The organism is Burkholderia sp. Bp9142, assembly GCF_003853415.1.
Classification (GTDB): domain Bacteria; phylum Pseudomonadota; class Gammaproteobacteria; order Burkholderiales; family Burkholderiaceae; genus Burkholderia.
The window spans coordinates 77,392-93,474 of sequence record NZ_QTPP01000027.1 but is presented as its reverse complement, the minus strand read 5'-3'; the positions used below and the strand labels follow the sequence as shown (position 1 = coordinate 93,474).

Annotated in this window: 15 protein-coding genes; 5 read left to right on the top strand and 10 right to left on the bottom strand. The window is 65.5% G+C overall.

The window, feature by feature from the left end:
- The first annotated feature begins 26 nt into the window (after window positions 1-26).
- Window positions 27-1,784: an IlvD/Edd family dehydratase gene (locus DIE22_RS26055; protein WP_124606415.1), complete on the top strand. Its 1,758-nt coding sequence runs from the start codon at window positions 27-29 to the stop codon at window positions 1,782-1,784.
- Window positions 1,785-1,904: 120 nt separating this feature from the next.
- Here DIE22_RS26055 and DIE22_RS26050 read toward each other — a convergent pair whose 3' ends face one another.
- Window positions 1,905-2,801 (bottom strand): LysR family transcriptional regulator, encoded by an 897-nt coding sequence (locus DIE22_RS26050; RefSeq protein ID WP_124496986.1) that lies wholly within the window; start codon window positions 2,799-2,801, stop codon window positions 1,905-1,907.
- A gap of 189 nt (window positions 2,802-2,990) precedes the next feature.
- Between DIE22_RS26050 and DIE22_RS26045 the strand changes: the two genes are divergently transcribed.
- On the top strand, window positions 2,991-3,953 hold the full coding sequence (locus DIE22_RS26045; RefSeq protein WP_124606414.1) for an amidohydrolase: 963 nt from the start codon (window positions 2,991-2,993) through the stop codon (window positions 3,951-3,953).
- A 351-nt stretch (window positions 3,954-4,304) separates the two neighbouring features.
- Here DIE22_RS26045 and abaF read toward each other — a convergent pair whose 3' ends face one another.
- Entirely contained in the window at window positions 4,305-5,684 is a 1,380-nt protein-coding gene (abaF, locus tag DIE22_RS26040; protein WP_124606413.1) for a fosfomycin efflux MFS transporter AbaF, read from the bottom strand.
- A gap of 588 nt (window positions 5,685-6,272) precedes the next feature.
- Here abaF and DIE22_RS26035 point away from each other — a divergent pair.
- Window positions 6,273-7,214 (top strand): dihydrodipicolinate synthase family protein, encoded by a 942-nt coding sequence (locus DIE22_RS26035; protein WP_012372215.1) that lies wholly within the window; start codon window positions 6,273-6,275, stop codon window positions 7,212-7,214.
- 133 nt (window positions 7,215-7,347) lie between these two features.
- Here the strand turns inward: DIE22_RS26035 and DIE22_RS26030 are convergent, their stop codons facing one another.
- The 5 genes from DIE22_RS26030 to DIE22_RS26015 all read right to left on the bottom strand — a co-directional run bounded on the left by DIE22_RS26030 (window position 7,348) and on the right by DIE22_RS26015 (window position 12,075).
- Entirely contained in the window at window positions 7,348-8,721 is a 1,374-nt protein-coding gene (locus DIE22_RS26030; RefSeq protein ID WP_124496989.1) for an MFS transporter, read from the bottom strand.
- 108 nt (window positions 8,722-8,829) lie between these two features.
- Window positions 8,830-8,976 carry a hypothetical protein gene (locus tag DIE22_RS38320; protein WP_185640690.1) on the bottom strand — a complete coding sequence of 49 codons (147 nt, stop codon included), beginning with the start codon at window positions 8,974-8,976 and terminating at the stop codon, window positions 8,830-8,832.
- 37 nt (window positions 8,977-9,013) lie between these two features.
- Window positions 9,014-9,355, bottom strand: a complete 342-nt coding sequence (locus DIE22_RS26025; RefSeq protein WP_124496990.1) for an NIPSNAP family protein — start codon at window positions 9,353-9,355, stop codon at window positions 9,014-9,016.
- Between the two features lie 14 nt (window positions 9,356-9,369).
- Window positions 9,370-11,151, bottom strand: coding sequence for an FAD-dependent oxidoreductase (locus DIE22_RS26020; RefSeq protein WP_260426770.1), 1,782 nt, complete (start codon window positions 11,149-11,151; stop codon window positions 9,370-9,372).
- 87 nt (window positions 11,152-11,238) lie between these two features.
- Window positions 11,239-12,075: an SDR family oxidoreductase gene (locus tag DIE22_RS26015; RefSeq protein WP_185640689.1), complete on the bottom strand. Its 837-nt coding sequence runs from the start codon at window positions 12,073-12,075 to the stop codon at window positions 11,239-11,241.
- Between the two features lie 183 nt (window positions 12,076-12,258).
- On the opposite strand from DIE22_RS26015, the gene DIE22_RS26010 reads away from it, so the two are divergent.
- Window positions 12,259-13,158 carry a helix-turn-helix domain-containing protein gene (locus tag DIE22_RS26010; RefSeq protein ID WP_124496992.1) on the top strand — a complete coding sequence of 300 codons (900 nt, stop codon included), beginning with the start codon at window positions 12,259-12,261 and terminating at the stop codon, window positions 13,156-13,158.
- 79 nt (window positions 13,159-13,237) lie between these two features.
- Here DIE22_RS26010 and DIE22_RS26005 read toward each other — a convergent pair whose 3' ends face one another.
- Together DIE22_RS26005 and DIE22_RS26000 are read right to left on the bottom strand one after the other, a co-directional pair.
- Window positions 13,238-14,410: a 4-hydroxybenzoate 3-monooxygenase gene (locus tag DIE22_RS26005; protein ID WP_124496993.1), complete on the bottom strand. Its 1,173-nt coding sequence runs from the start codon at window positions 14,408-14,410 to the stop codon at window positions 13,238-13,240.
- 146 nt (window positions 14,411-14,556) lie between these two features.
- Entirely contained in the window at window positions 14,557-14,811 is a 255-nt protein-coding gene (locus tag DIE22_RS26000) for a hypothetical protein (protein ID WP_124496994.1), read from the bottom strand.
- Between the two features lie 390 nt (window positions 14,812-15,201).
- Here DIE22_RS26000 and DIE22_RS25995 point away from each other — a divergent pair, with 390 nt between their 5' ends.
- Window positions 15,202-15,357 carry a helix-turn-helix transcriptional regulator gene (locus DIE22_RS25995; RefSeq protein ID WP_260426768.1) on the top strand — a complete coding sequence of 52 codons (156 nt, stop codon included), beginning with the start codon at window positions 15,202-15,204 and terminating at the stop codon, window positions 15,355-15,357.
- A gap of 6 nt (window positions 15,358-15,363) precedes the next feature.
- On the opposite strand, the gene DIE22_RS25990 is transcribed toward DIE22_RS25995, so the two are convergent.
- Entirely contained in the window at window positions 15,364-16,074 is a 711-nt protein-coding gene (locus DIE22_RS25990) for a TetR/AcrR family transcriptional regulator (protein ID WP_124606411.1), read from the bottom strand.
- Window positions 16,075-16,083 lie beyond the last annotated feature (9 nt).

Genomic DNA, 16,083 nt, shown 5'->3' with positions numbered 1-16,083 from the left:
CATTCGATGTTTATCTGGAGAAAGTCATGGCTGACAAGAAAACTGCCGCCCAGGCACCCGTGGAAGCTACGGGCATGAAGCGTGGACTGACGTCTTACGGCGATCAGGGATTCTCGCTTTTCCTCCGCAAGGCGTTCATCAAGGGCGCCGGATATACGGACCAGGCGCTCGATCGTCCCGTCATCGGCATCGTCAACACCGGCAGCGGTTTCAACGCATGCCACGGCAACATGCCGCAACTGGTCGAAGCAGTAAAGCGTGGCGTCATGCTCGCGGGCGGCTTGCCGGTCGACTTCCCCACCATCTCGATCCACGAAAGCTTTTCATCGCCGACGTCGATGTATCTCCGCAATCTGATGTCGATGGATACCGAAGAGATGATTCGCGCGCAACCGATGGACGCCGTCGTGTTGATCGGCGGATGCGACAAGACAGTCCCGGCGCAACTGATGGGTGCGGCATCCGCCGGGATTCCGGCGATCCAGCTGGTCACCGGTTCGATGCTTACCGGATCGCATCGCGGTGAACGGGTCGGTGCGTGCACTGACTGCCGGCGTTACTGGGGAAAGTTCCGCGCGAGTGAAATCGACCAGGACGAGATCGCCGACGTCAACAACCAGCTCGTCGCGAGTGTCGGAACCTGCTCGGTGATGGGCACCGCCAGCACCATGGCCTGCATCGCCGAAGCGCTGGGCATGACCGTGCCCGGCGGGGCGACCCCGCCTGCCGTGACGTCGGACCGTATCCGGGTTGCCGAACAAACCGGCACGGTTGCCGTCAGGATGGCGAGCGAACGCCTGACCATCGACAGGATCCTCACGCCGAAGGCCTTCGAGAACGCGATGCGCGTGCTGCTTTCGATTGGCGGATCGACGAATGCCATTGTCCACCTGGCTGCCGTTGCGGGTCGACTGGGCCACAAGATCGACCTGGACATGCTTGATCGGATGGGCAAGGAGACGCCGGTGCTGCTGGACCTCAAGCCGACCGGACAGCACTACATGGAAGACTTCCACAAGGCTGGGGGCGTGGTCACCTTGCTGCGCGAGTTGAAGCCCCTGCTGCATCTGGATGCGCTTACCGTGACGGGACGCACCCTCGGAGAAGAGATTGAAGCCGGGGGCGCAGGGTTCAGCCAGGATGTCGTGCGTTCGCTGTCCCACCCGATCTATCCGCAGGGCGGACTTGCCGTGCTCCGTGGCAACCTCGCGCCCGCAGGAGCGATCATCAAGCAGTCGGCCGCCGATCCTGCGCTCATGGAACACGAGGGCCGGGCCGTCGTGTTCGAAGACGTCGAGGACCTGATCAACCGGATCGACGATGAAGCGCTCGACGTCAAGCCGGACGATGTCCTCGTCCTGAAGAACATCGGCCCGGTGGGCGCGCCCGGCATGCCGGAAGCCGGCTATATCCCGATCCCCCGCAAACTTGCGCGGGCCGGCGTGAAGGACATGGTGAGGATTTCGGATGGACGCATGAGCGGAACGGCTTTCGGGACGATCGTCCTGCACGTGACGCCCGAAGCCGCGATCGGAGGACCGTTTGCCTATGTGCGCAACGGCGACCGCATTCGCCTGAGCGTGTCTCGTCGCGAGATCTCGTTGTTCGTTTCCGACGAAGAGATGCAGAAGCGCGCGGCGGCGGCGCCGGTCATGCGGCCAACCGCCGACCGCGGGTATCGCAAGCTTTTCCTGCAAACGGTCACGCAAGCCGACGAGGGTGTCGACTTCGATTTCTTGCGCGCAGCAAGCCTGCAGAAAGAGCCGGTGTCGAAGCCCGAATAGGAATGCAATACAGGTATCGCCTCTCCCTGCCGCATCGTGGCCCCGTCCAGGCGGGGCCTTTTTAGCTTGTCAATGCTTTGACGCGGACTACACATCCGGTCCGCGGCGTGACCAGGACGGTCACGGCTGCAGGTCGCCTTGAGGACGATTAAACAAACCAAGCGCCTCGCGAGCAAACACCTCCACCAGCGCAAACCGGGGCGTATGGCGCGCCATGATCAGCCCAATGCGCCGAACCGGCGCGCGTTCAGGCAGCGGTATGCGCGTGATCTCCAGCCCGCTCGTCCACATCGACGGCCAATCCGGCAATAGAGAGACGCCGAGCCCCTTGTCGACGAGCGTTGCGATGGCAAGCAAGCCGTCGATTTCCAGTCGAGATCGCGTATGTATATGGTGATCGCGAAGATATCTGTCCGCGAGTTGCCCGCCGAGCACCGAGCGCGCGTAGCGAATGAACGGTTCATTTTGCAGCACCTCGTGGGCATCGCGCCCAGCCATCGACTTGTGGGCCACAACGACAAGAGGCTCCTCGGTGAGCGGTTGCCACTCGCAGGTCTTCGGGATCGCGAACTGAGGCTCCACTACGATTGCAACGTCCAGTTCGCTGGCAGCCACCTTCCGGCAAAGTTCGACCGAGCTACCGGGTTCCACGAAGAGTTTGACATCGGGATGACGGGCATAGACGCGCTGCAGCACCAGCGGCAAAACGCTCACCATTGCCGACACGAACACCCCAACCCTCAACTCCCCAATCTGCGTTTGACCATCCTGCGCGATCGCCTGCATGTCGCGCATGGCACGCAGCAGCGCCTGCGCGCTGTCGAGAACCTTCATGCCTTCCGCTGTCGGTCTGACATATCGGCCGGAACGCTGGATGAGCGACGTGCCCAGGGTCTCTTCCAGCGACCGGAGGCGAGCCGCTACTGCCGTTGCGGTCAGTCCAAGGCGTCGCGCGGCTTCTGCAATCGACCCGCTTTCGACCACCGCGACGAAACTTTGCACGTAACGAATGTCCATGACCCATTCTACGATGTGACGCACGATATCCAAAAGCTGACACTCGCGCGTGCCGACCTGACACAAATAACTTTTGGGTGTGAAGGTGACTTCCTGTTGGTTCAGTCCGTGTTCTCCTTGCGATACTTTTCCTGACCTTGAAGCCTCACCGGCAGGTGATGGTCGAACAGAATCGCAGAGGAGACGGGCATGACGGAGTTTGACAGGAAGCGGCGAACGACGCTCATTGCATTGGGCGCATTGGCTACCTCGAGTGGCGGATTGGGCATCGCCGGATGCGCACAGTCGCTTCCCGCGAACGTCCCGTGGTCAACGGGGGCAACACGCACCCGGATCAGAATGCCAGCCGACGCAACCGATTGCCACCATCACATTTATGACCATGGCTATCCATGGGCACCCGAGGCAACCTTGAAGCCCGGAAGCGCAACGGTCGACGATTATCGACTGCTGCAGCAGCGCATCGGCACAAGCCGCAACGTCGTCATACAGCCGTCCAGCTACGGCATCGACAACCGCCTGTTGCTCGCCTCGATTGCACGATTCAACGGTCGCGCGCGCGGTGTGGCGGTCGTCAACACGAGTGTGACCGACGCACAGCTGGACGAACTTCATCAAGGTGGCGTTCGCGGAATCCGCTTCAACCTCGCGCCACCGGGGACCACAACGCTGGATATGGTCAAGCCTCTCGCGAAACGAGTGGGACCGATGGGCTGGCATATTCAGGTGAACGCACCGGCGGATTATCTTCTGGATGCCAAAGATATATGGTTCGATCTGCCATGTCCGGTGGTCTTCGATCACCTTGCCCATGTACCCGAGCCGGATCCGCTGCATCACCCCGCATTCGAAATGGTGGCGAATCTCCTGACGAACGGCAAAGCCTATGTCAAGTTGACCGGCTTTTACATGGATACGCGCGTCGGGCCACCCGCCTATGCAGACAGCGTCAAGGTTGCATCGGCCTATGCAGCGATCGCCCCTGATCGCGTATTGTGGGGCAGCGACTGGCCACACCCGACCGAGCAGGCCCGTCACCGGATTCCGGACGATGCGCTGTTGGCTGATCTGTTGAAGATCGTCATCCCGGACGAAACGATGAGGAACAAGGTATGGGTCGATAACCCGGCTACGCTCTACCAATTCGCGTAGGCTTGCGCTTGCGTCCTTTCGATGCCTGCTTAAATCACAATCGGAGTCGTATGTAACGACCGCAGACCAACCGCCGCCTCGCTCCTTTAAGCGGGTGCGCTTGTTTCGTGCCATGGGTGATGGGCACCCGACAGGCTATGGAGATTCAGGCAATTGCTGCCCCATCGTTTCCGGCGCGCGTTCGGCCGGTTCCGAAGGCAACCGGCCGTTGAAATGACAGCGAAGTCCGCCTCGCGAACGGCAACTATTTGCCGAACGCCGACGGCCTTCCCCCGCGCTCCGCGAAAACCGGCGACGAACCACAAAAAAGCCACCCTCTCGAGTGGCTTCCCCTTTGCGATCACGCCCGCATCACGCGTGCGTCCGGCGGCTTGCCTCCGCATCGACCTCACGCAGCGACTTGCCGCGCGTCTCCTTCGCAAGCCCGACGCACACGATCGAGATCACAGCCGCGGCGACCAGATACAGCGCGATCGGCGTCGACGAGTGATACCGCTCGAGCAGCGACAGCCCGATCAGCGGCGCGAGCGAGCCCGCCATCAGCGGCGCGACCTGGTAGCACAGCGACAGCGCGGTGTAGCGCACGTTGGTCGGGAACATCTCGGTCATCAGCGCCGAATACGGCGAGTAGGTCATCGATTCAATGAACAGGCCGAGCACGATCGCGGCCATGATGATCCAGTCGTTGCCGGTGTCCATCATCGGGAACGCGACGAAGCCCCAGCCGGCGGTCAGCACCGCCCCCGTCAGGTACACGGGCTTGCGGCCGACGAGGTCCGACATCAGCCCCATCAGCGGGATGAAGAGGAAGTGGATCGCGTTGGCCGCGAACATCAGCTTCAGGATCCGCGTGGTGTCGAAACCGACGACGAGCTTCAGGTACGTCAGCGAGAACGTGACGACCACGTAGTACAGGATGTTCTCGGCGAAACGCGCGCCGATGCCGATCAGCACCTGCCGCCAGTGATGCTTCAGCACGTGGGCCACGCCGAGCTGCTTCTCCTGCTTCTGCTCGCGGCGCGCCTGCGCCTCCTTGAAGATCGGCGCATCGTCGACCTTGCGGCGAATCCAGAAGCCGATCAGCACGACCACCGCCGAGAACCAGAACGCCGCGCGCCAGCCCCATGACAGGAAGTCGGCCTCGGACAGCGAGCTCGACAGCACCAGCAGGATGATGGTCGCGACCAGGTTGCCGGCCGGCACGCCGGCTTGCGGCCAGCTGGCCCAGTAGCCGCGGCGGTTGTCCGGGCTATGCTCGCTGACCAGCAGGATCGCGCCGCCCCACTCGCCGCCGAACGCGAAGCCCTGGATCAGGCGCAGCGACACCAGCAGCACCGGCGCCCAGTAGCCGATCGCATCGAAGGTCGGCAGGCAGCCCATCAGGAAGGTCGTGATGCCGACCACGATCAGGCTGACCTGCAGCAGATACTTGCGGCCGAACTTGTCGCCGTAGTAGCCGAACACCAGCCCGCCAATCGGGCGCGCGGCGAACCCCACCGCATACAGCGCGAACGCGGCGAGCAGGCCGTCGATCGGGTTGCCCGTCTTCTTGAAGAAGTGCGTGCCGAACACCAGCGCCGATGCCGTTCCATACAGGAAGAACTCGTACCACTCCGCCACCGACCCGACCATCGACGCCGCGACGACCCGCTTCAATTCCCGTTTCGATGCCGTGTCCTGCACGGCTGCCGCACCACCAGGCGAGACTGCCTCGCCGACCTGACTTGTCATCTCCGTATCTCCTCTCGTTGCCTTCCATTTCCCTTGACGGGCCGGTTCGCGAGCAAGCGCGCCGAAAGATTTTATACAATATCCAATACACAATCCACGCAATCTCAAAAATGCCTTCGGCGGAAATGCGATACGCCGGGCGGTGTTTGCCGACCGGGCCGGGAGCCTGCGGGGCGAGCGATTCTGGTCAGAAGAAAGTGCCGCGGGAACGGGCTTGAGGGCGACAGGTCGGGCGCAGATGGCCGCCGGGCGGAGCCGGGACGCGCATCGACCGGCTGCGCGGGAATCGTCTGCGATCCCCGCCGGAGGCCGCTGCGGCGCGGTTCGCCGCCCTCCCCGGCACCCCGGAACGACGACCTGCGTCACGCCCTTTTTATTTTATATTGTATAAAATATGCGGACTGGCTAGAATGCACTCGTCGATGGCTGACTCTCGGGCGAAACCGGAGGCACGTTTCGGCACCGAGGCAAACAAGAGGTGGCCAGCCGCCGTCCGGATCACATGAAGCACCGGCGAGACGGCGAGCGCGCGTACAGCCCAGGTTGCCAGCAATGGCAGTTGACCCTATCTGAATGTGAGGAAACGAGATGAGCGACAACATTTTTACCGGCACCATTCCGGCCCTGATGACTCCGTGCACCGCTGATCGTCAGCCGGATTTCGACGCGCTGGTGAAAAAGGGCAAGGAGCTGGTGGCACTCGGCATGCGCGCGGTGGTGTACTGCGGCTCGATGGGCGACTGGCCGCTGCTGACCGAAGCGCAGCGCCAGGAAGGCGTCGCGCGCCTGGTCGAAGCCGGCGTGCCGACCATCGTCGGTACCGGCGCGGTGAACTCGAAGGAAGCCGTATCGCACGCCGCGCATGCGGCGAAGGTCGGCGCGCACGGCCTGATGGTGATCCCGCGCGTGCTGTCGCGCGGCGCGTCGCCGGCCGCACAGAAGGCCCACTTCGCCGCGATCCTGAACGCGGCGCCGAACCTGCCGGCCGTGATCTACAACAGCCCGTACTACGGCTTCGCGACCCGCGCGGACCTGTTCTTCGAACTGCGCCGCCAGCACCCGAACCTGATCGGCTTCAAGGAATTCGGCGGCGCCGCCGACATGCGCTACGCAGCCGAGAACATCACGTCGCAGGACGACAGCGTGACGCTGATGGCCGGCGTCGACACGCAAGTGTTCCATGGCTTCGTGAACTGCGGCGCCGCCGGCGCGATCACCGGCATCGGCAACGCGCTGCCGCGTGAAGTGCTGCAACTGGTCGACCTGTGCAAGAAGGCCGCGCAAGGCGATGCCGTGGCGCGCGTGCGTGCGAAGGAACTCGAAGCGGCGCTGGCCGTGCTGTCATCGTTCGACGAAGGCTGCGACCTGGTCCTGTTCTACAAGCACCTGATGGTGCTGAACGGCGACAAGGAATACACGCTGCACTTCAACGAAACCGATGCACTGAGCGACGCGCAGCGCAACTACGCGGAAGCGCAGTACACGCTGTTCCGCAACTGGTACGCGAACTGGTCGAAGACGATCGCCTAAGCTGTGCGATAGGCGGCCGTGAATCGGCTGCCTGATGGAAAGGAAAAGCCACGGATTGCTCCGTGGCTTTTCGTTTATCCGCGCCCCGCGCTGCAACAGCGGGCCGGCGCACACTCGACAGGCACCTGTCGCATCAGTGTTGCTGCATGGCCGCCCCGCTCGCGCGCTCCTGCTCAGTGATCTCCGTTCCGCAATGGCCGATTGCATACAACGCACCGGCCGCGGCGAGCGCCGGCACCGCAAGCAGGCTGAACACATCGCCGAAGCGCCAGCCGAGCCCCATCAGCATCGCGCCGGCGAACGCGCCGGCCACGCCGCCGATCCGTCCGATGCCGAGCATCCAGGCCACGCCCGTCGCACGGCAACGCGTCGGATACAGGCTCGCCGCATACGCCGACATCGACGTCACCGCGCTCGTCACCACGGTGCCGCACAGGAAGATCAGCGTGCCGAGCCACGCGGCATGTCCGATCGTGCGGCTCACCACGAGCACCAGCAGCGCTGCGACGACGTACGCACACACGATCGTCCGGTTCGGATTGAAGCGATCCATCAGCCAACCGACGCCGAGGTTGCCGAGCACGCCGCCCAGCGGGAACAGCGACGTCATCAGTGCGCCGCCCTCGGCGCTGAAGCCCGCGTCGCGAAACAGCGTCGGCATCCAGTTGGTCAGCAGGTAATAGATCAGCAGCCCCATGAAGTAGGCCGCCCACAGCATCAGCGTGCGCGAGCGAAACTGCGCGGACAGCACCTGCGCGAGCGCGGACGCCCCGCCCGCTTGCGGGCGCGCGCCGGCGGCCGCGAACGTGCAGTCGTCGAAGCGCCCGCCCGGCGCGATCCGCGCGAGGATTCGTGCGATGCGCGCATGCGTGCCCGGGCGTGCCGCGAGATACTGAGCGGACTCGGGCAGCAGCATCACGAGCGCCGCCGCCAGCACGATCGGCCCGATGCCGCCGGCGGTCAGCACGCTTTGCCAGCCGAAATGCGGAATCAGCCATGCCGACGTGACGCCGCCCGTCGCGAGCCCGCACGAGAAGCCGCAGAACATCGCGTTGACGGCCACGCCGCGGATCCGGGCGGGCGCATATTCCGACATCAGCGTGACGGCGTTCGGCATCGCCGCGCCGAGACCGAGCCCGGTCAGGAAGCGCAATGCGGTCAACGCCTCGATCGACTGCGCATGCGCGGACACCATGCTCCACGCGCCGAAGCAGGCAACCGACAGCACGAGCACCGTCTTGCGGCCGAGCCGGTCCGCGCAGGGGCCGGCGGCGAGCGCGCCGATACCGAGCCCGGCCAGCGCCGCGCTCATCACCGGGCCGAGCGCGCTGCGCGCGATGCCCCAGTCGTGCGTCAGCGCGGGCGCGATGAAGCCGATCGCGGCCGTGTCGTAGCCGTCGGCGGCCACGACCAGAAAGCACAGGATCAGGATCAGCCACTGGCAAGGGGAAAAGCGCTCGGCGTCGATGAACGACTGCACGTCGAGCGTACGCGGTTGGGTTTTCATCTGTGTCTCCTTCGGTCCGGGCGCACGGCAGCGCTGATGCGCCGCATGCGCGCGGACATCTCCATGGTCATGTTTCGTTGTGAAGCGGTTTCGGATGCGCGGCGCAGGTCAGCCGCCGGGCGGTGAATCCGCCGCGCCATAGGCCACCCAGCCGCCGTCGACGTTCAGCACGGTGCCGGTGACGCAGCTCGCCGCGTCCGATGCGAGGAACACGATCGCGGCCTTCGCCGCACCGTACGCATTGCGCGTCGGCATGCCGCCCTGGCCGGCGATCGAGTGGTCATCGTCATGCTCAGCGCGTCAGGTACGCAAGGCTCGGGAACGCGACGCGGCGGATGATGCGGCTCTCCTGCGCGACGATCAGATGGCCGGACGCCTGCAGATACGCGGGCCAGTCCGGATCGGCATCGCGCGCCGTGCGCCGCGCGTCGTAGTCGGCGATGCTGTCGTAGCCCCACAGATGCACGACCTGGTTCAGTGCGCCGATGTCGCTCATGTAGAAGCCGACGGGCGCACCGAGATACTTCACCTGGATCGGCATCGCGAGCCGGTCGAAGATCTCGATGAACTCCGCCATGCCGCGCGGGCGGATCGTATAGATGCGATGGTCGATGAATGCTTTCGAGGGTGTCATGGTCTGCTCCGGGTTCAGGCGGTCGCGCGCGTGTCGACGCGATGCGCCGCGGCAGCGCGCGGCGTCGGTTCGGGGAGGCCGGTCTGGTCGACAAGACCCGCGATATGGCGCGCGCTCAGGTAGCCGAACGTCATGATCGGACCGAGCGTGATCCCGGCGCCCGGGTAGTTGCCGCCCATGATGCTGGCGCGATCGTTGCCGACCGCATACAGGCCGGCGACCGGCCGGTCGTCGGCGGCCAGCACCTGCCCGACCGCGTTGGTCCGGATTCCGTCGAAGGTGCCGAGATCGCCCATCACGACCTTCAGCGCGTAATACGGCCCGTCGCCGAGCGGCGCCACGCACGGATTCGGACGATGGTCGGCGTCGCCGAGATAGCGGTTGAACGACGTCGTGCCGCGGCCGAACTCGGGATCCTCGCCGCGCGCGGCGTCGTGGTTGTAGCGCCGCACGGTCGCCTCCAGATTCGCCGCATCGATGCCGGCCCGCTGCGCGAGTTCCGCCAGCGTGCGGCCCTTCACGAGATAGCCGTTGCGCAGCAGCGGCCCGAGCGGCACAGGTGCGGGCTTCGCAAAGCCGAGCCCGTACTTGCGGATCGTCGCGTGGTCGCACACCAGCCACATCGCCGTCTCGGTGTCGTCGCGGCATGCCTCGATCATCGCGGCGCCGACGTCGTGATATGAATTCGATTCGTTCGTGAAGCGCACGCCGCGACGCGTCACGCCGATGACACCCGGCTTGTAGCGATCGAGCAGATGCGGGAACACACCGAAGCGGCCGTCGCCGAGCGGCACGCGCGAAACGGGCATCCATGCGGCCGGTTGCGGATAGCGCATCTCCACGCGGCCGCCGGCCCGCTCGGCGAATGTCGCGCCGTCGCCGGTGTTGCCGGTCGGGACGGGCGACACATGCTCGCCGCCGCGCGCAACGTGCGGGTATGCACGCGCGATTCGCGCGACGTCGTGCGAGAAGCCGCCGCTCGCCAGCACGACCGCACGGTGCGCGGTAATGCGATACGTCGCACCGTCCGCCCCGACCGTCGCGCCGACGATGCGTGCGCCTTCCGCGACGAGCTCGCGTGCGGGCGTGTTGGTCAGGATCGGGATCCCGAGGTCCAGCGCGGACTTCACGAGCCGTGCGGCGAGCGCGTTGCCGCTCGTGACCTGCACGCCGCGCCGGTACAGCGCGAGATCCTTCAGATGCGCGGCAAGCCGCTTCGTCACGTACCACGCCGACTTGAGCGAGCGCGTCGCGTTGAAGAAGTGCTTCAGGTCCGCATTCGACGAATTGAACATCATCCCGATGAACGTGATCGTCTTCAACGGCGGACGCAGGTGCTCGAGATTGCGCCCGAGCCGCCGCGCATCGTACGGCGCGGCGACGACCGAGCGGCCGATGTCGACCCCGCCCGGCACGTTCGGGTGATAGTCGGGATACAGCGTCGGGACGAATTTCACGTCGGTTTCCCGCTCGAAGAAGTCGAGCATGCGCGGGCCGTGCTCGAGGAACGCCTCGATCGCGGCATCGTCGTGACATGCGCCCGTTTCACCGCGCAAATACGTGCGCGCCGCATCGCGCGTATCCCGTACGCCGTTTGCGCTTGCATGGCGATTGCCGGGTATCCACAGCACGCCGCCGGAAAACGCGGTCGTGCCGCCGAAGCACGCCTCCTTCTCGACGACGATCACGTCGAGGCCGGCCTTGCGCGCGGCAATGGCGGTGGACAGGCCGCCCGCTCCCGATCCGATCACGAGCAGGTCGCACGTGACGTGCTTCGAGCGCTGCTGATCGTTCATCATGTCTTCCTCCATCCATACGGAATCACCGCGCGGCCGCGTCGCCTGACACGGCGAGCCTGCATGCAGCGCGGCACCGTCGTTGAATCAGCTGGCGCCGGCACCGGCCTCGAAGCCCGGCCGCGGCACGAGATCCATCAGCATCGCGTCGAGTCCGCCGTCGACCACCAGTTCCGCGCCGTTCACATACGCGGCACGCGGACTGGCCAGAAAGGCGACGACGTTCGCGATGTCGTCGGGCCGGCCGATGCGGCGGCTCGCGGTCATCGCGCTGCGGCGCGCCTCGATGTCGCCGCTCGCATAGAACGACTCGGACAGCGGCGTGCGGATCATCCCGGGGCACACGGTATTGCTGCGGATGCCGCGCGGCCCCCACTCCGCCGCCAGTTGCCGCGCGAGCATCGCGACCGCCGCCTTGCTCGCGCTGTACGCGCCGCTATGCGTCTGCGGGTAGCGGGCCGCAATGGACGCGACATGCACCAGCGAGCCCGAGCCGCGCGCGAGCATCGCGCGCCCGAACGCTTGCGAGCACAGCATGTAGCCGGTGAGATTGACCTGCAGCATCGCGTTCCATGCGTCGAGGCCGATGGTCTCGATGCCGCCCGCACGCAACAGGCCCGCGTTGTTCACGAGCACGTCGGCCGGGCCGAGATCGCGTTCCACGCGTTCGGCGGCCTGGGTCACGCTGGCGGCGTCGCCGATATCGCACCCGATTGCGACGACGTCGCCGCCGCTCGGACGCAGCCGCTCGGCGAGCGCAATGGTCTTGTCCGCGTCGCGGTCGAGCAGGGCGACCCGCGCACCGGCGGCCACGAACGCTTCCACGATCGACGTGCCGATGCCGCCCGCCGCCCCCGTCACGACACACACCTGCCCGTCGAGACGAAGCCAGTCCTGCTGCTGATGATCTGCTTGCGATATCATTAGTTGTCCTTTTGAAATAGGCTGGAAATGTCCGGATCGATCCGGTACACGCTGCCCGAACGTCGCGCGATGTGTTAATTGCAAGCGCTACGTCGATGAGAAAAGTATAGAAGCGCGCATCGCGCGAAAATTGGACAAACGCCGCAAGCAACAGGACAATTTGTACACAGGAGGCCGCGCGGCATGAGGAGAATCCCTAACTACGATCTGTATGGCGAATCGGCTCGTCCGCCTTGGTACGACGCGTTCAACTTCGAATGGATACCGGAGCGCAGCCGGCCGAACGACTGGCATATCGCCGCGCACCGTCACGATGCGCTATTGCAGATTTTGTACATCCGGGGCGGGCACGGGCACGTCGTGATCGAGAGCGAGAAGCACACGTTCACGCCGCCGTGCCTCGTGCTGCTGCCCGCGCAGACGGTTCATGCGTTCGAGTTCTCGCCGCAGATCGACGGTCTCGTGATCACGGTCGTGCAGCGCGCGCTGGAAACGCTGGTCAAGACGGCCGCACCGGGTGCGCTGTCGATCCTGCAACGTGCGGCGGTGATTCCGGTCAAGGGGTCGGACGCGAGCGTGGCGATGCTGATGCCGCTGTTCGCGTTGCTCGAACAGGAGTTCCGCAGCACGTCACGCGGCCGCGGCGCAGCCGGGATGGCGTTGCTGGTGGCGCTGGTCGTTCACGTCGCGCGCGTGAGCGATCTCGCGGCGGCACCGTCGCATGCCGGCACCGACCGGCGCGGCAGGTTGCTGCGGCGTTTTCGCGAGTTGATCGACACACATTTTCGCGAGCATCGACCGGTGGAATTCTATGCGGACCGGCTCGGTGTGACGGCCGCGCAGCTTGCGCGCGTCTGCCGGGAGGAGTTGGGGATCTCGACGACGGCCGTCGTCAATGCGCATCTGATTCGCGAAGCGCAGCGCGATCTCGTTTATTCGAACCTGAGCGTGAAGCAGATCGCGCACGAGATGGGCTTTGCGGACAGCGCGTATTTCAGCCGCTATTTCCGCAAGCAGACCGGCCTGACGCCGGGCGAGTTCCGGGAATCGGCCCATCGCGACCTGATGCCGGGCCCGTCGTAAGCCAGACCGGTTTCGCACGGCGGAGCCGGTCGCGGCGCATGGATGCCGCGACCGGGAACGCCGACTCCGTCGCGCCGCGTCAGACCGCGACTGCGCCGACGTAGTTTTCGGCCATCGCCATCGCCGCCGGGCGCGACGTCGTCACATGCTCGAGCTCCGCGACCTGCAAACGCTGCTCGAACGGCGACGCGTCGTCGAGGCGGTGCATCATGCGCGTCATCCAGTACGAGAAGTGTTCGGCGCGCCAGATCCGGCGCAGCGCGGTTTCGCTGTACGCGTCGAGCAGGTCGGTGCTGTCTTCGTCATAGAACGCCTGCAATGCGGACGTCAGGATGCGCACGTCCGACACGGCCAGGTTGAGGCCCTTCGCGCCGGTCGGCGGCACGATATGCGCGGCATCGCCGGCGAGGAACAGGCGGCCGTGCTGCATCGTCGTCGACACGAAGCTGCGCATGCCGACGATGTTCTTCTGGAAGATCCGCCCTTCCACGACCTGCTGGCCGTCCGCGGAGTCGACGCGCGCATGCATCTCCGCCCAGATGCGATCGTCGGACCAGTTGTCGACTGAATCCTTCGGGTCGCACTGGAAATACATGCGCTGCACGTTCGGCGAGCGCGTGCTGACGAGCGCGAAGCCGCGTTCGTGGCGTGCATAGATCAGCTCGTCCGACGACGGCGGCGCTTCGACGAGGATGCCGAACCAGCCGAACGGAAAGACCCGCTCGTAGTCCTGCCGCAATGCGGCGGGGATCATCGTGCGCGACACGCCCTGCGAGCCGTCGCAGCCGATCACGAAATCGCAGTCGAGCGTCTGTTCGACGCCGTCGTGCACGAAGCGGATCGACGGCGCGTCGGTATCGATGCCGGAGATCGTCGTCCCGGACACGTTGAAGTACAGCGCGCCGCCGGTCGCGACGCGCGCGGCCACGAGATCCTTCAGCACCTCGTGCTGCGCGTAGACGGTAATCGCCTTGCCGGTCAGCCCGGTCAGATCGATGCGGCGGCGCTTGCCTTCGAACGCCAGCTCGAAGCCGTGATGCAGCGCGCCTTCCGCTTTCATCCGGTCGCCGACGCCCGATTCGGCCAGCACGTCCATCGTGCCCTGCTCGAGCACGCCGGCGCGAATGGTGGATTCGATCTGTTCGCGTCCGCGCGTCTCGAGGACGACCGACTCGATGCCGCGCAGATGAAGAAGATGGGAAAGCAGCAGGCCCGCGGGCCCCGCGCCGATGATGCCGACTTGCGTACGCATGAATGTCTCCGGGTGGAATTGATTTTGCGCAAGTGTGGCGGCGGCACGTGCTATCCCGCAACGCGATATCCGGAATATGGACTATCTCGATAATGGATAAAGGCGGGACGTGCGCGTCAGGCCATGTGCGGCGCGCATTCGCCCGGTCAGGACTTCGTCGTCGCCGGCCGCGACTCCATCCCGTCGATCTTCGCGAGCAGTGCGTTGCCGAGTATCGGCACGTGGCGCGGCATGCCGGGGATCGCCAGCAGCGCTTCGATCCGTTCGCGCCAGTAACCAGGACGACTCACGCGCATCGCGTACGGCATCGCCGCAGCGCCGGTACCCGCATCGCTTTCCAGCAGCGCGACCATTCTCTCGATATGAGAGAGCTCGCGCTCCACATAGTCTCTCGTCAGCATGTGATTGCCACTCCCCGTAACACGGCATCCGGCCTGTCGTCGTCGGTGTGTCGTCGCATGGATTTTTCGCCCGACACGTCGTCCTCTTTTCCCGTCACGGTACGCGCGTCGTGTGTCAGGCAATCGCCGACACGCGCGACGATTTTGTTCATATCGTCGGATCAATGTCGCACGGCGCAGCCGATGCGATTTCACCGTCGTGCAGCGCACGCCTCGTCCGCGGCCTCACTCCGTTGCCGATCGTAGACACTCCGCGTCGCGACGGCATCATCAAAATTGAGGATGCTTGCCAGAATCGATCGCACCGCATCCAATACCATTTCACCGGCTACGGCTCGGGCTGGGCCGACGCGTACGCGAGCCGCTATCACGGCCTCGATCGCGCGCGCCATGCTGATGCGCGAACTGGCCGGCCACCTGACGCCGGCCGAGTACGCGGCATGCCCCGGCGTGCGGATCAACACCGTGCGCCGCCAGATCAATGCGATCTTCGCGAAGATGGGCGTCAGGCGGATCGCCGAGCTCGTCGCGCAGTTCGGCGACTGAACGCGCTCAGCCGCGCCGGCCGCGCGCGCCCTTGCTCTTGCCCCTACCCGCCGGCGGTTCGCCCGCGCTCATCCGGTCCAGCTGCCGGACGATCTCCGCACGCAGCTCGGCCGACATCTCCACGCTGTCGAGCAGTTCCGAGATCCAGAGCCCGTCGGCCGCCAGCCGGCAGATCATCAGCGTCGCCGCCTGCTCGAGCGGCACCGGGTCCGGCCGCGTCCACTCGCGCATCGGCACCGACCAGCGCGCGCGCGTCTCCTGCTCGGTAATCATCGACGCGACCAGCACGCGCAGCACGTCGGTGCTCGCGGCCGGCTGCGCGGTGTCGAGCACCGCATGCAGATACGCGCGCGCCGCCGCGCCGTCGCCGTGCGAATCGGCCGCCCGGCGCGCGGCCATCTGCGCCGCGAAGCGCTCGGTCGCCTGCCCGAACAGCGCATCGAGCAAGCCCTGCTTGTTCGCGAAGTGATACTGCAGCGCGCCTTTCGTCACGCCCGCGCGCTCGGCGACCGCGTCGAGCGTCAACGCGGCCACGCCTTGATGTATCGCGATCTCCGACGCGGCGTCCAGCAACTGCGCACGCACCTGCTCCGGCGCCTTTTTCCGCCGCACGCCGGCGACGGGCGCGGGCCCGTGCGCGTCCCGTGCGTCGGCCGGCCCGGCCGTGTCGGCAGGCATGGAGATGTCGCGCGGAGTGGATTCGAGGCGTTTTTTCATGGGGGCGAT

Bases quoted from the DNA above. Each gene is read 5' to 3' on its own strand.
- DIE22_RS38320 (WP_185640690.1), bottom strand. From the start codon at position 8,976: ATGCCGACGCGCAATGCGTACGGTGCGGCGAAGGCCGCGATCGTGTTC.
- DIE22_RS25995 (WP_260426768.1), top strand. From the start codon at position 15,202: ATGCTGATGCGCGAACTGGCCGGCCACCTGACGCCGGCCGAGTACGCG.
- DIE22_RS26045 (WP_124606414.1), top strand. From the start codon at position 2,991: ATGACGGAGTTTGACAGGAAGCGGCGAACGACGCTCATTGCATTGGGC.
- DIE22_RS25990 (WP_124606411.1), bottom strand. From the start codon at position 16,074: ATGAAAAAACGCCTCGAATCCACTCCGCGCGACATCTCCATGCCTGCC.
- abaF (WP_124606413.1), bottom strand. From the start codon at position 5,684: ATGACAAGTCAGGTCGGCGAGGCAGTCTCGCCTGGTGGTGCGGCAGCC.
- DIE22_RS26025 (WP_124496990.1), bottom strand. From the start codon at position 9,355: ATGACACCCTCGAAAGCATTCATCGACCATCGCATCTATACGATCCGC.
- DIE22_RS26055 (WP_124606415.1), top strand. From the start codon at position 27: ATGGCTGACAAGAAAACTGCCGCCCAGGCACCCGTGGAAGCTACGGGC.
- DIE22_RS26010 (WP_124496992.1), top strand. From the start codon at position 12,259: ATGAGGAGAATCCCTAACTACGATCTGTATGGCGAATCGGCTCGTCCG.
- DIE22_RS26020 (WP_260426770.1), bottom strand. From the start codon at position 11,151: ATGAACGATCAGCAGCGCTCGAAGCACGTCACGTGCGACCTGCTCGTG.
- DIE22_RS26050 (WP_124496986.1), bottom strand. From the start codon at position 2,801: ATGGACATTCGTTACGTGCAAAGTTTCGTCGCGGTGGTCGAAAGCGGG.
- DIE22_RS26030 (WP_124496989.1), bottom strand. From the start codon at position 8,721: ATGAAAACCCAACCGCGTACGCTCGACGTGCAGTCGTTCATCGACGCC.
- DIE22_RS26000 (WP_124496994.1), bottom strand. From the start codon at position 14,811: ATGCTGACGAGAGACTATGTGGAGCGCGAGCTCTCTCATATCGAGAGA.
- DIE22_RS26035 (WP_012372215.1), top strand. From the start codon at position 6,273: ATGAGCGACAACATTTTTACCGGCACCATTCCGGCCCTGATGACTCCG.
- DIE22_RS26005 (WP_124496993.1), bottom strand. From the start codon at position 14,410: ATGCGTACGCAAGTCGGCATCATCGGCGCGGGGCCCGCGGGCCTGCTG.
- DIE22_RS26015 (WP_185640689.1), bottom strand. From the start codon at position 12,075: ATGATATCGCAAGCAGATCATCAGCAGCAGGACTGGCTTCGTCTCGAC.